Genomic DNA, 14,378 nt, shown 5'->3' with positions numbered 1-14,378 from the left:
TAATTTTTAAGTCATGCTGAAGAATTTAACGGGAATTTCAGCACAATAGAGAATAGCTTTAATAGATATAAAAACACATCAGGAGAGATAGTTCCAGACTATCTAACATCTATTTTTCAACTATTCTTTACAAACTTTCTAGCCAGGCCTCATCTCGAACTTCGATACCAAGTTCTTGTGCTTTTTGGAGCTTGCTTCCTGCATCTGCTCCTGCTACTACAAGATTCGTTTTCTTAGATACACTGCCTGTGACCTTGGCACCGAGGCTTTCGAGTTTATTTTTGGCTTCTGAGCGTGTGAGACGTTCCAATTTTCCAGTTAATACAACGGTCAAACCTGACAAGGCCGCATCCGCTACTACTGTCTGTCCTTTGTAGTCCAGATTGACTCCAGCTTCTTTCAACTCGTCTAAGAGAATATTCGACCCTTCTGTAGCAAAATAAGCCTGAAGGCTTTGTGCAATCACACTACCCAAGCTCTCGATACTTGCTACTTCCTCAGGATCAGCTTGGGCTAGATTTTCAATAGAGTGGAAATGTTGGAGCAAGAGTTGGCTAGCCTTGCTTCCGACATGGCGAATTCCCAGACCAAACAAGAGCTTTTCAGCAGAGTTTTCCTTGGATGCTTGAATGGCCTGATACAGTTTAGAAGCAGACTTTTCCTTGACACCTTCTAAAAGGAGGAAATCATCTTCTTTCAAACGGTAAATATCTGCCACATCCTTGACTAAATTGGCAGCAAAAAGCTTTTCAACAATAGATGGACCAAGTCCTGTAATATTCATGGCGTCTCGAGAGGTAAAGTGAATCAAGCCTTCCATGATTTGAGCAGGACAACGAGGATTGATACAACGAAGAGCCACTTCATCTTCAAAATGAAGCAACTGACTGTCACAGCTCGGACAGTTAGTCGGAATATCTAGTTTTTCTTCAGAAACACGTTTAGACTCTACAACACGCAAAACAGCAGGGATGATATCTCCAGCCTTATAAACGATTACCGTATCATCTTTTCGGATATCCTTTTCAGCGATATAATCTACATTATGCAATGTTGCACGGCTAACAGTTGTCCCAGCAAGCTGAACAGGTGTTAGATTGGCAGTCGGAGTCACAACACCCGTACGACCTACTGTCCAGTCAACTGAAAGGAGCTGGGCTTCTTTTTCTTCAGCGGGAAATTTATAGGCGATTGCCCACTTGGGCGCTTTAACAGTAAAGCCGAGTTCTTCTTGACCTGCTAGGTCGTTGACCTTGATGACCACTCCATCAATATCGTAAGGAAGTTTCTCCCGTTCTTGTCCTACTTCTTGGATAAAATCCCATATCTCATCAATACTTTTAGCTAGAATTCGTTTCGGATTAACCACAAAGCCAAGCTGTTCAAGGTGCTCCAAGACCTTTTCTTGGCTATCACGAGTAGAAGGGCTGGCTTCTTGATAGAGGAAAGTCGCAAGATTACGCTTGGCCACTACTGCTGTATCCAACTGACGCAAAGTTCCCGCTGCCGCATTACGAGGATTGGCAAATTCAGGCTCTCCATTTTCTTGACGAGCTTGGTTGACCTGGTCAAATGAAGCGCGTGGCATGTAACACTCTCCACGAACAGTGATATCAAGTTCTTCTGGCAAGGTCAAAGGAATATCCTTGACGCGTTTGAGGTTTTCAGTGATATTCTCACCAACAGAACCATCCCCACGTGTCGCACCGACTACCAAAATTCCCTTTTCATACGTAAGCGAGATAGACAAACCATCGATTTTCAGCTCACAAATATAGGTCGGTTGGGGCAATTCTTTTCGAACACGCGCATCAAAAGCTTCTAACTCTTCACGTGAAAAAGCATCCTGCAAACTATAAAGAGGATACTGATGACTGTATTTTTCAAAACCATCTAAAACCTTACCACCAACACGATGGGTTGGACTGTCTGCTAAAACTTGATCTGGATAGGCAGCTTCCAACTCGACCAACTCTCGGTAGAGGCGATCATACTCACTATCTGAAACCGAGGGATTGTCACTCGTATAGTACTCGGTCGCATAGCGGTTAAGTAAGGCAACTAACTCATTCATTCTTTCATTCATAATCCCATTTTACCACAAAGCAAGCCCTCCTCACAATAGAGAAGGACTGAAAAATGGTTTGTAGTGTAATATTTTCTAAAAAAGAGAAATTATAACTCTTTTTCAAAATGACTTCGCACATAAACGAGGGATAGACAAGACAGGACAATAACCCCGCTTCCAATTATCAGAAAAGAAGAGATATGGACACTTGGTAGCACCGTCATAAAGCCTTTTGCAATCGGCATAAATAGGATGGCTAAGGTAAAAATGGTGCTTAGTACTCTTCCCAAGTATTCCCCCTCAACCTTGGTTTGAACCTGAGTAAAAAAGTGAATATTAAATATCGTCATAAACAGTTCACAAACTAAATTTCCAGAAAAGGAAAGAAAAGTTGGCAGTGGTAATCCCATCATAAATACTCCAACTCCAGTCAAGGCCAATAGAATCAAAAGATTATAAACACCTTCCTTTATTTTGTTAGCTAGAAGAGCTCCGATAATCGAACCAATAGCGCCCATAGTCAAAATAGTTGCATAAGCTCCTTCTACCCCGTAAAGCCGTTCTGAAAAAGGGAGGAGAAATTCAAAAGCTGCAAAAAAGAAATTAACACTGGAAGCTACTACCAAAAGGAAAAAGATCTCTTGCTGGCACCAAATATAGCGAATCCCTTCTTTCATATCAGAAAAAAGATTTTTCCAACTGAAGGTCCTTTTCACTTGTTCCTGAGTCTCTTTTTTGGGGAGAAAAGCTACTAAGGTAAATGCGATGAAAAAACTAATGGCATCTAAAACAAGAGTCATATGGAGACTGGTAAATTGTAAAACGAGAAAAGAAAGCACCGGAGAACTGACTCCTACAACCTGTAAAACTAACTCCAAGCGAGAGTTATAGGTCACTATCTCGTCTTTCTCTACAACCTCAGTTATAATGGCTTTGTTGGCTGTACGAGAAAATGCAAAGGCAACTGCCTGAACAATATTTGCGAAGATCAGAGCAGCAATCATCAAGCTATCATTTCTGATGAAAGAAATAGCTAAACAGAGAATACCACAAATCAAGTCCGTCGTCATCAAAATTTTGCGACGCGAAAAGCGGTCTGAAATCACTCCACCAAAGGGATTGACCAGAATCGATGTGACGAGTTCAGAAATCTGATAAATCCCAAGAACAGTCTGCCCTATGGTTCCCATTGATGCCAACCAAACACTGTTTCCATAATCATAGAGCATATTTCCAATTTTATTAATAGCACCACGACTAATCAACTGGATTGCATGTCGATTCATATAAAAGACTCCTCTCAAATTTTGAAACTATTGTATCAAAACTGAAAGGAGTCTCTTTATTTTTCCCTTATTTGGGAAATTTAAGCATTAACAAATTTTTCATAATGTTCCTGATAGTAAGCCACTTGCTCTGGAAGTCCAAGCACATCAAAAATATGCATAGCTTCCTGCATCTGACTACATCCTTCTTCTTTCAAGTCTCTCTGGTATTGGGCAAAACCTTTGAGATAATGGAAGATATTGCGCTCATAAAGCTTGATACTATTTCCAATCAACTTCTCCACATAGCCCTCAAAATAGTCCGCATCCGCAAAGGAACGGTTTTCCAAACAATGCTGGTAACAGTTAAGAGATAAAATCAAAACGAGTTTACGATGCCGACCAATTTCCTTGTAGTAGTCTTCCCGCTCCATGACTTCTCTGCCAATCCGAGCTACATAGTCCACATTGTAGAAAGTATAGAGATTTCCGAAAAGAATCAACTCATACATAGTCCATTCTTCTGTTTGAAAAAGATAATCTGCTACCTTTTCCAAATCACTCTGCCTCATCCTGTAACGAGCATCTCTTTGACAAATCAGTCCTTGTAGCAGAATCCAATTCAGCTCAAAATAGAGGGGATTGGTCGAACTCTTAGCTTTTTCAAGTTGTTCTCTTTGAAGCTTTTGAAAACCTGCAATATTATTTGAGTAGTAAAGCGGAATAATCTGTGCCATCAAGGCAACATGTTCATGATTTTGAAAATCCCTAGCCTTGTCCATGAAATTTTCAATAGTCACATGAATATTGTCCAAAATCTCAAAGAACCGAGAAACTGCTAGATCAGACTCCCCAAGCTCGAAGCGAGATAATTGAGAGGTTGAACATGATTCACCTGCTGCCTCTTTTAAGGAGTACTTCCCACTTGTTCGAAATTCACGAAATACCTTTCCAAGATGTTCCATTTCTTACACCTGCTCCGACAATTCTTCCCACTCAAGCATAGCCTCTTCTTGACGATGGCTAATTTTGTCCAGTTCAGCCTGCAATTCCATGAGCTTTTCAGCATCGTTGGTTTCCAGCATTTGTTCAGAAATGGCTTGGCTTTGACTTTCTAACTCTTCGATTTCAGCCTCTAAACTCTCTATTTGTCGCATGAGTTTGCGAACTTCTTTTTGACTTTGTTTCTGGGCCTGGTAGTCATTGACTGGGCTCGGTTCTTTTGCTTGATTGCTAGTTGAAGCTTCCTCTGTCTGGCTGACTTCTATTTCAGCCTTTTTATCAACATAGTAGTCATAATCTCCAATGTAGAGGGTTGAACCACTCTCAGACAATTCCAGTACATGAGTGGCTACACGATTGATAAAGTAACGGTCGTGGCTGACAAAAAGAAGGGTTCCGTCAAAGTCAATCAGGGCATTTTCTAACACTTCCTTGCTATCAATATCCAAGTGGTTGGTTGGCTCGTCAAGGATCAGGAAGTTGTTGTTTTCCATAGACAATTTAGCCAAAAGTAAACGAGCTTTCTCGCCACCTGACAGCATGCCAACTGATTTTTTAACATCATCTCCTGAGAAAAGGAAGGCACCAAGACGGTTGCGGATTTCAACTTCTGGTGTCAGTTTAAAATCATTCCAAAGTTCATCCAGAACAGTATTACTTGCTGTTAGCTTACTTTGAGTCTGATCATAGTAACCAACATCCACATTAGCGCCAAAACGCTTCTCTCCCTTGATAAAAGGAATCTGGTCTACTATTGACTTGATAAAGGTTGACTTCCCAATGCCGTTTGGTCCGACAATCGCAACAGCATTCATCTTACGAAGGTCGAGATTGATTGGCTCTGAAAGTATTTCCCCATCATAGCCAATAGCTGCATTTTCAACAGTCAGGACAACATTGCCTGATGTTTTTTCCGTCTGGAAGGTCATGTTGGCTGATTTCTTGCCAGCTTCAGGCTTGTCCAAACGCTCCATTTTTTCTAGTTGTTTACGGCGAGATTGAGCACGTTTGGTCGTTGAAGCTCGGACTAGATTGCGATTGACAAAGTCTTCTAGAGCCGCGATTTCCTTCTGTTGCTTTTCATAGTTTTTTGCCTCAGTAGCTAGCTTTTGCTCCTTTAACTCAACAAAACGAGAGTAATTGCCTACGTAACGATCCAAGTCATGCTTAGTCAAATCGAGTGTAACCGTCGCAACCTTGTCCAAAAAGTAACGGTCGTGACTAACAATGATGAGAGCGCCACTGTAGTTGACTAGGTAATTTTCCAACCAGGCAATGGTCTCAATATCCAAGTGGTTGGTCGGCTCGTCTAAGACCAAGAGATTTGGCTTTTCGAGGAGCATTTTAGCCAGTGCAAGACGAGTATTTTGACCACCTGAAAGCTCAGCAATTTTCATTTGCCACATAGACTCGTCAAACTTGAAACCATTCAAGATAGCGCGGATATCAGCTTCGTAGGTAAAGCCACCAGCCTGACGGAAATTCTCTGATAAACGATCATAATCCGCCATTAGTTTATCTAGATCTTCACCAGACTTTTCACCCATCTCCAACTCCATCTGACGCAGTTGTTTCTCCGTACGGCGTAGATCATCAAAGACATGGAGCATTTCATCATAAATGGTATTTTCAGACTCAAAACGGCTATCTTGGGCTAGGTAAGACAGAGAAATATCTTTTTTCTTATTGATTTCTCCACTAGTTGGCTCCTCTTCCCCAACCAAAATCTTTAAAAGAGTAGACTTACCTGCACCATTTTTCCCAACAAGAGCAATTCGGTCTCGTTCATCTACCTGCAGATTAATATTATCAAAAAGAACCTCACCAGCAAAAGATCGTTCAATTTTATTAGCTTGTAAAATAATCATATCTCTATTTTACTATCTTTTTCTCTTTTGCACAATTGCAACGAAAAAAGTTCGAGTCATAAACTCGAACCTTTCATCTTAGTATCCAATGCCTCCACGGAATGTGCGAGCCATATCTTTCAATTCATAGTTTTTAGAAGAGGTATCGATGGTCCATTTTCCATCTTTCTTAGTCATTTTAATTTCATAACCCTCTTTCTTCATGTTATCACTAGTGTCTAGAGGAGTTGAATCAAATTGACTCGGTGCATTTTCTAAAATGTATTTTTCACCAGCTTTCATAGCTTCAGAGTAGTTGCTATATTTACCTTTGTTTTCTTCGTAAAATTTACGGCTCAATTCATAAACATTCAAGTTATCCAAGTCGATTGTTTCTGGTCTAACATAAACAACAGCATAGTCTGGTAAGTATGTCTTCACCTTGTAATCAACTTTTGCTCTCTTAGCATTTGCTTTGATGTAGGCATCTGCGAATGTTCTAAGTTCTGAATCAGACGGTTTGTAGTTATAGAAGCCTTTTCCGAACGATTCTGTAAATTTCTTGATAAACTCTTCTTTATCAGCTTTCGCATCGTTTGTGAATTCAGCACTATTATCAGAAGATTTTTTATCATCAGCAAGCGCAACAACTTGTGACTTATTATCAGTAGCACTTAGGTTCGTTCCACCACCAGAACTTTCCCCATTAAGGTAAACAGCATCGACATATTTTTTCATTACATCTTTCGCTTCATCAATATGATCTTCGTACTGACTTGGATCCACCTTGATTGCTACATCGTTATTCTTTTTAGAATTTTCTTTGATGTCATCGTAAAAGCTAGGTGCGAAGTGGAGTTCATACTTAGCGTTCTTGTCGACTTCATATACTACATAACCAGCAACGCTCTTTCCTTTAGAAAGACTATCACCATATGACATAAATTTAGTTTTACTGTCGCTTTCGTAGATTTGAATTGGTTGTAATTTTTCATCTTTTTCATTATAAAGCGTAATATCTTGGCTAGTAAAACTAAACTGTTTATCACGATTGTTCTTGATTTCGACTTGAAGCGCAAGGTAGCTTGAAGATGAATCTTCATCTTTAGGCAATACAAACATACCGTCTTTTACTGAAACTTCAAAGTTTGAGTTCGAGGCAGTACCATTGTCGCTTGCTTTTTTTTGAGCTCCACAAGCAACAAGTGCTAAAGCTGATAAAAGCAAAGCAGAATGCTTAAGAATTTTTTTCATAATGGATTCTCCTTTAATGATTTACTATATTTTACCATACGCCCTATAAAATTCAAAACAGAAACCAGATATTTTCAAAATATCTTAAATTTATAGAGTTTTAACTTAAATTTTTCTATCTGTTCATTTGATACATTAAAGGATTCTTTATAAAAAGAATAGAATACAATATTGACGATTTACTTTATTTAATCATTCCACAAAAATACTATAAACTTTTAATATTTTAAAAAATTAGATAATTGATTTTCATCGCTAACTTAGTATAAGTAAGCACAGTACTCACCATTTAACCACAAAAAAGAAAAAGTAAATTTCCTACATTTTAAGTTATGCTAACGTTTTACTAAAATGTCAAATCGTGATATAATGAAAGCGATTAAAGCAAATAAACAAAGGAGACACTCTATGACTTACCAAGAAAATTATCAAAAATGGGTCGATTTTGCTAACCTTCCAGACTACCTTCGTCAAGATTTAGAAAATATGGACGAAAAAACTAAGGAAGATGCCTTTTATACCAATCTTGAATTTGGTACTGCTGGTATGCGTGGTTTGATTGGTGCTGGTACAAACCGCATCAACATCTACGTTGTTCGTCAAGCCACCGAAGGTTTGGCTCGTTTGATTGAGTCAAAAGGCGGAAATGAAAAAGAACGTGGTGTAGCAATTGCCTACGATAGCCGTCACTTCTCACCTGAGTTTGCCTTTGAATCTGCTGCAGTTCTTGCAAAACATGGTATCAAATCTTACGTATTTGAAAGCCTCCGTCCAACTCCAGAACTGTCATTTGCAGTTCGTTACCTCAACTGTTTCGCAGGTATCATGATTACTGCCAGTCACAACCCTGCTCCATTTAACGGTTACAAGGTTTATGGTGAAGACGGTGGACAAATGCCTCCACATGATGCAGATGCTTTGACAACTTACATTCGTGCAATCGAAAATCCATTCGCTGTGGAAGTTGCTGATGTCGAAGCTGAAAAAGCTTCTGGCTTGATTGAAGTTATCGGCGAAGCTGTTGATGTAGAATACCTTAAAGAAGTTAAAGACGTAAACATCAATCCAACCTTGATTGAAGAATTCGGTAAAGACATGAAGATTGTCTACACACCACTTCATGGTACGGGTGAAATGTTGGCTCGTCGTGCTCTTGCTCAAGCAGGATTTGACTCTGTTCAAGTTGTTGAAGCACAAGCAACTGCTGATCCTGACTTCTCAACTGTAAAATCTCCAAACCCAGAAAGCCAAGCAGCCTTCGCACTTGCTGAAGAACTTGGTCGTCAAGTTGGTGCAGATGTGCTTGTTGCAACTGACCCTGACGCTGACCGTGTTGGTGTTGAAGTTCTTCAAAAAGATGGAAGCTACCTCAACCTTTCAGGTAACCAAATCGGCGCTATCATGGCTAAATACATCTTGGAAGCCCACAAAAATGCTGGAACTCTTCCTGAAAATGCAGCCCTATGTAAATCTATCGTATCAACTGACTTGGTAACGAAGATTGCTGAAAGCTACGGCGCAACTATGTTCAACGTTTTGACAGGTTTCAAATTTATCGCTGAAAAAATCCAAGAATTCGAAGAAAAACACAATCACACTTACATGATGGGATTTGAAGAAAGCTTCGGTTACTTGATCAAACCATTCGTACGTGATAAAGATGCTATTCAAGCTGTTCTTGTCGTTGCTGAGCTTGCTGCCTACTACCGTTCACGTGGTTTGACACTTGCTGACGGTATCGAAGAAATCTACAAAGAATACGGCTACTACGCTGAAAAGACCATCTCTGTTACCCTTTCTGGTGTTGATGGTGCTGAACAAATCAAATCGATTATGGCTAAGTTCCGTAACAATGCTCCAAAAGAATGGAACGCAACAGCTATCACTGTCGTAGAAGACTTCAAGGCTCAAACTGCTACTGCTGCTGACGGTACTGTTACAAACTTGACAACTCCTCCAAGTGATGTTTTGAAATACACTCTTGCGGATGGTTCTTGGATTGCAGTTCGCCCTTCAGGTACAGAACCAAAAATCAAGTTCTACATTGCCGTTGTGGGTGAAAGCAACGAAGATTCACAAGCTAAGATTGCTAACATCGAAGCGGAAATCAATGCTTTTGTTAAATAATAAATTATAAAAGATGAGACCAACCAATCTCATCTTTTTTCGTATCAAATCTAAGCATTTTTAGAAACTTTATGGCATACTAGACTTATCAATGAAAGCGAGGTAATCTCATGGAACAATTTTTAGAAAACATTAAAGACCTTGAAGTCACTACAGTTGCGCGTGCACAAGAAGCACTCGATAATAAAGAAACAGCAACCTTCTTTATTGGCCGTAAAACTTGCCCTTACTGCCGTAAATTTGCTGGCACATTGGCAGGTGTCGTAGCTGAAACTAAAGCCCACATCTACTTCATCAACAGTGAAGAACCAAGCCAACTCAATGAATTGCAAGAATTCCGCTCACGTTATGGAATACCAACTGTGCCAGGATTTGTCCACGTTGCAGATGGCCAAATCAATGTCCGTTGCGACTCTTCCATGTCCGCACAAGAAATCAAGGACTTTGCTGGATTGTAAAAATATATAAAAAAGAAGGCACTCGCCTTCTTTTTTACTTATATTCAAAATATTTATCTACCAATTCTTGGATTTTCCCTTCTTTAGCTGCAGGGATTGTATCTTCTAGAACAAAGTTCTTTCTACTGATCCCTTGGGAGAGATTTCCAAAGATAAAGTTAGTGGAAATATTATAGATTATTTCTGAAGGTGCAAATCCATAAACTTGATTTTCTAGGATATGTTTTAAGCGTTCTTCAGGACTTGGAAATGCTTCTCGTAAACCATTGCTGTTATATAGCCGCTTAACAAGCTCTGCAATATAAAGGCCTGACTTCATGTACAAATCAATGAATGTCTTAGATGGATCATCAAAGATTCCTGGATTTTCTTTTTCAAGGTCATTCACCATTCTCTTCACCACACGTTTAGGAGTAAAAATCTGATTGGTTTTCTGTGGTGGAATATAGTCGAAAATATCTTCTTTCTGATCTCTAAAATAATCTGCCAACTCCTCTTTCTTGCGAAGAAATTCCTGGATGGCTTCATCAAATGTTGCTCGATCAAAGAGATGTCCTGCAAAATCCTGCCCACCATCTCTCAAATAACGAAATTGGTCAATCGTAATACCAGTCACTTCAAAGAAGACATGCTCAGGAACAAAGGTGTCAAAATTATCAAGTGTTAGAGATTGATCGCCGTAGGCCATGATGAAACTTGGAATTGTTCGTGCAAATCCTCGAAGATGGTCCCGAATCTCATCTTGAGCAGATTGTTTCAACTGTTCAACACGTTTGACCTCAACCTGCTCGATAAACTTCTCAGGCATTTTTTCCACTTCTTTTTTGAGTGTTTGTTCTAGTTTTTCTTTATGAATGAGATTATTTTCTTCTAAACGTTTTTCAAGAACTTCTTGAATCTTATCTTTTTGCTCTTTATCATTTTCTTCCTTGAGCTGTTGTTGCAACTCTTCCTTGATATGAGCTTCAGAAATTTTACGTTCTATCTCATTTTTTCGAACTTCGTTCTCAAATGTTGCTACAATTTGTTTCTTGATCTGGTCTGTTTCCCGAGTTTTCAGATCATATCCAGCCTTCAATTCTTCTACAATTACTGAAGAAACGGTCTTACTCAAGTCATTGACCAGCTGTTTTTGAGTTCTTTCTTCATCTTTTGTGACTAACTCAGCAACAGACTCACCAAGCCCATAAACTTTTTCACCAAAAAGTCGTGCTTGTTGATTGACCACGATTTCATGGTCAACCACTGCATTGCCCTCATCATCCACTTTAACACCTGAAAAGTCTAGTAAATCAGAAGGTGTTTGTAACTTGCCTTCCTTTTCAACTGGTAGTTCATTTAAGATGTCTAGAACGGTTTGACTGGCTTGGAAAATACCGCTGATATTATCAAATAGGAGGTTAGACATAAAGCCACGTTTGAGGACTTCCCTAGCTTTTATTTGACGCGGTATAGTCAGAACTGCCTTAGCATCAATTTCAACCATCTTACCTGCACGGTCTTCTGCTATGACAGGGAAGAAATTTAAGAGTTCTCTGATGTTCTCTTCACGAGTTGCGGAAGTTCCACCACCTCCTGCAGTCGCAAGTGATAAGTTATTTGCAAACTCATCAAAGAGAATCAGGGTTCTTTCTGGCGCAAAGTCAAATACATAGGCTCTTTCTTTGCGGAAGTGATTTCCTTTGTTATCGCTCCATGAGTATGGATTTTGAGCACGGAAGGCAGCTTGCATATAAATGGCAGGTGATTTCAAGTTTGATAACATCAATACGCCTGTCCATTCAGGGATCGTCACACCTGTCGTCAACTGACCGACGGATAGGGTAATGGTTTTGTCATTCTCTGCTATCGCTTTTCTAACCAAGTCTAGGGATTTGAGTTTAACCTTATCATCTTCCTCAGACATACGCCCGTCACCAGCAGCTAACACAATCTCATAGTTTTCATAGATGGGATGTTCCTCTAGCAGTGCTTTTAAGGCTTTTGCTGAGGCTACACGTTCTAAGAGCCAAAAAGTATGCTTGAGTTCGTTCCGAAGTTCTTTGGTTGAAAATGGATATTTCTCATTGCTTGATAGAGTATCTAACCAATTTCTGACATCTTGCTCATAGATAAATTTCCCTTTATCATCTGTAGCGAAAAATTCACTCAAGTCAAAAGCATAGTCGATATTTTCGCCGTCTAGTTGAGCACCTTTTTCTAACTCCTCACCAATCATCTGAGACATTTGATAGGTAAAGAGATTTAACTGAGGCAAGCTCCCATATGGATTCTCCTCTTCTTGCTCAGGCGACCAAGTAGTTTTAGCTGCCTGCTCATCCGCATAAGACCAGTTGTAGATCTGCTCCTCGGTAAATTCTCCCTTGGCTAATGCCTTAAATGGAGTTCCTGATAGATGCAAGGTAAAGTTTCGACGAATCTTATTAAAGGCTTGGTCTGTCTTGAAGGTAGCAACTCCTTCGTGCGCTTCATCGATAACCAACAAATCCCAATGTAGATCAGTGACCCATTTGAGTTTATTGTGCTCTCCACCAAGATAAGCAGAGCCTTTCAAGTCTTGGAGACTGATAAAAGCTAGCTGTCTTACATCGTCATCTAAAATACTAACAAATTCTTTACGTGACAAAGTTGGGCGATATTTAAGGCTGTCTGACTCTGAAACAAACTTATAAGTCGTTTGACCAGCTATGAATTTTTCAAAATCATCGTACCATGAGTTGGCAATGGCAGGTCTGTTTGTTACAATCAGGACATTGACGGCATCCATTCGACGAACTAGGTCATAGGTAGATAAGGTTTTACCAAAACGTGGCTTGGCATTCCAGAGGAACTTATCTCCTAGGTGATTCTTGAAATAAGTTAAGGTCTTAGAAACTGCTTCTTCTTGCTCTTGTCGCAGAGTATAGTCCTGTCCTTGGCCAGGCTGATAACCAGACAAATCATGCTGAACAAACTTATCAAAAAGATTTTTAGATTTCTCAGGTGTCCCATTAAAGTAAAACCATTCCGTCTTAGGACGACGTTCCACATCATGGAAAGAAAGGAAATGGTGGAAATCATGATCCTTAAATGTCTTTCCCTTATCAGGTTCTTCCGTATAGGCTGCATCCCCAGTCCATAAGACATCTGTATCTATATGAGCAGTATGCGTTTGTTCTTTAATCCGTTGTGTAACATCACGCTCTGTATAACCAATCTTAATCCAGCCCTCATTACTTGTTACCGTAGGGGTGGTGTAGGCATAGATTTTAGGATGAATCTCTTTAGAAGTTTTAATTTCTACTGGCATAAGTATTCCTTTTTTAAAAAAATTAAGCTAATTTTTCCATTTCTGTTAAATCTATTCCCATAGTCTTTAAAATATCCTCAAACACTACAGTTTTAAATTCATCAGCATACTGATTGAACAGATTTCTTAAAGCTTTATACAATCTTTGAAAATCTTTCTTATCAAGTACAATTTTTAAAAATAGAATGAGCACTATGAAACGTTTATTATCATATCTCCTTATCCCAAAATGATTTGCTATTTGAGATATTCGAACATTTCTTAAATTAACATTGTACAGTCGTTCATCATGTGCACAGATATTTCTAACCAAGTTAGCCACTTTTAAACATGCACTTAAATCTGCACTAGATAGTCTAAATGTATTGTCTTTATTCTGTGCTCTATATTTATCTGTATAAAATTTTGCGATAATATTTTTTGTACTATCCGTTAAAATGTTGTAAAAATTAGCAATGTTCCCCATTGTAAGAAAATTAACTAAAACCCAAAGTGGTACTTCTCCGTGTTCTTCAATATAATGTTTGATAGCGCCACTTCTATCTACCTTATCATGAATAGTCTTTGTTAAGATAGAGATTTGTTGAAGAACTTTTTTAGGATCATTGTCTACAAAATTTGCAATATCTAAATAAGCATTCTTACGAGGGTATTTTTTAGAGAATTCATATGCAACTGTAGTCTTTATTGAATTTTCGAATATCAATAAATATTTCAATAACAATATCCTTAGTTCTCTATCAAATAAAAACAAGGCCTTTAGTTCGTTAAAGTGAGTTCCTTCTTGATAAATTTCAGGTTCAACAGGTTGATTATTGCTGCCCTTTACTAAAAATAAATCTTTATAACCGTTTATAACGTTGTAATAGTTTTCTTGTTCTAAAAATCTCTTTGGCTTCCCATTTGTTGGGACTACAACACCCCTATTTCTTAAGATTGTTAACTGTTGATTAAATGTTTTATGTTCCTTCAAACTTATCTCCTATAAAACAAAAAAGGGTCAGGGCATCGTATGCTTCCTGACCTAATCCTATGTGTCTATTATAGATCACTGAGCATAATTTGTCA

The 14,378-nt window shown here is 38.9% G+C and carries 9 protein-coding genes; 2 read left to right on the top strand and 7 right to left on the bottom strand.

The annotated features are described in order from the left end of the window. Positions 1–127: 127 nt before the first annotated feature. From ligA to NYE79_RS04880, 5 genes are all read right to left on the bottom strand, one after another. Positions 128–2,086, bottom strand: coding sequence for an NAD-dependent DNA ligase LigA (gene ligA, locus NYE79_RS04900; RefSeq protein WP_339293829.1), 1,959 nt, complete (start codon positions 2,084–2,086; stop codon positions 128–130). 89 nt (positions 2,087–2,175) lie between these two features. Next, positions 2,176–3,354, bottom strand: coding sequence for an MFS transporter (locus NYE79_RS04895; protein WP_049484112.1), 1,179 nt, complete (start codon positions 3,352–3,354; stop codon positions 2,176–2,178). Between the two features lie 80 nt (positions 3,355–3,434). Continuing rightward, positions 3,435–4,298 (bottom strand): XRE/MutR family transcriptional regulator, encoded by an 864-nt coding sequence (locus tag NYE79_RS04890; RefSeq protein ID WP_049484113.1) that lies wholly within the window; start codon positions 4,296–4,298, stop codon positions 3,435–3,437. A 3-nt stretch (positions 4,299–4,301) separates the two neighbouring features. Further along, positions 4,302–6,203 carry an ABC-F family ATP-binding cassette domain-containing protein gene (locus NYE79_RS04885; RefSeq protein WP_216728358.1) on the bottom strand — a complete coding sequence of 634 codons (1,902 nt, stop codon included), beginning with the start codon at positions 6,201–6,203 and terminating at the stop codon, positions 4,302–4,304. A gap of 78 nt (positions 6,204–6,281) precedes the next feature. After that, on the bottom strand, positions 6,282–7,436 hold the full coding sequence (locus tag NYE79_RS04880; protein ID WP_084857492.1) for a DUF4352 domain-containing protein: 1,155 nt from the start codon (positions 7,434–7,436) through the stop codon (positions 6,282–6,284). Positions 7,437–7,844: 408 nt separating this feature from the next. On the opposite strand from NYE79_RS04880, the gene NYE79_RS04875 reads away from it, so the two are divergent. Beyond that, positions 7,845–9,563 (top strand): phospho-sugar mutase, encoded by a 1,719-nt coding sequence (locus tag NYE79_RS04875; RefSeq protein WP_216728357.1) that lies wholly within the window; start codon positions 7,845–7,847, stop codon positions 9,561–9,563. A gap of 110 nt (positions 9,564–9,673) precedes the next feature. Beyond that, the gene (locus tag NYE79_RS04870) at positions 9,674–10,021 is read left to right on the top strand and encodes a thiol reductase thioredoxin (RefSeq protein ID WP_000434662.1); all 348 of its coding nucleotides are present in this window, start codon (positions 9,674–9,676) and stop codon (positions 10,019–10,021) included. 34 nt (positions 10,022–10,055) lie between these two features. Here the strand turns inward: NYE79_RS04870 and NYE79_RS04865 are convergent, their stop codons facing one another. Then, entirely contained in the window at positions 10,056–13,310 is a 3,255-nt protein-coding gene (locus NYE79_RS04865) for a DEAD/DEAH box helicase family protein (protein WP_216728356.1), read from the bottom strand. A gap of 22 nt (positions 13,311–13,332) precedes the next feature. Continuing rightward, entirely contained in the window at positions 13,333–14,283 is a 951-nt protein-coding gene (locus NYE79_RS04860; protein ID WP_000658134.1) for an Abi family protein, read from the bottom strand. Positions 14,284–14,378 lie beyond the last annotated feature (95 nt).

The organism is Streptococcus sp. FSL W8-0197 (assembly GCF_037963785.1).
Lineage (GTDB): Bacteria > Bacillota > Bacilli > Lactobacillales > Streptococcaceae > Streptococcus > Streptococcus oralis_CQ.
This window is presented reverse-complemented; position numbering and strand designations above follow the sequence as displayed.

Excerpts from the sequence above, each read along its gene's own strand:
- NYE79_RS04875 (WP_216728357.1), top strand. The coding sequence starts at position 7,845 with ATGACTTACCAAGAAAATTATCAAAAATGGGTCGATTTTGCTAACCTT.
- NYE79_RS04885 (WP_216728358.1), bottom strand. The coding sequence starts at position 6,203 with ATGATTATTTTACAAGCTAATAAAATTGAACGATCTTTTGCTGGTGAG.
- NYE79_RS04865 (WP_216728356.1), bottom strand. The coding sequence starts at position 13,310 with ATGCCAGTAGAAATTAAAACTTCTAAAGAGATTCATCCTAAAATCTAT.
- NYE79_RS04870 (WP_000434662.1), top strand. The coding sequence starts at position 9,674 with ATGGAACAATTTTTAGAAAACATTAAAGACCTTGAAGTCACTACAGTT.
- ligA (WP_339293829.1), bottom strand. The coding sequence starts at position 2,086 with ATGAATGAAAGAATGAATGAGTTAGTTGCCTTACTTAACCGCTATGCG.
- NYE79_RS04895 (WP_049484112.1), bottom strand. The coding sequence starts at position 3,354 with ATGAATCGACATGCAATCCAGTTGATTAGTCGTGGTGCTATTAATAAA.
- NYE79_RS04890 (WP_049484113.1), bottom strand. The coding sequence starts at position 4,298 with ATGGAACATCTTGGAAAGGTATTTCGTGAATTTCGAACAAGTGGGAAG.
- NYE79_RS04880 (WP_084857492.1), bottom strand. The coding sequence starts at position 7,436 with ATGAAAAAAATTCTTAAGCATTCTGCTTTGCTTTTATCAGCTTTAGCA.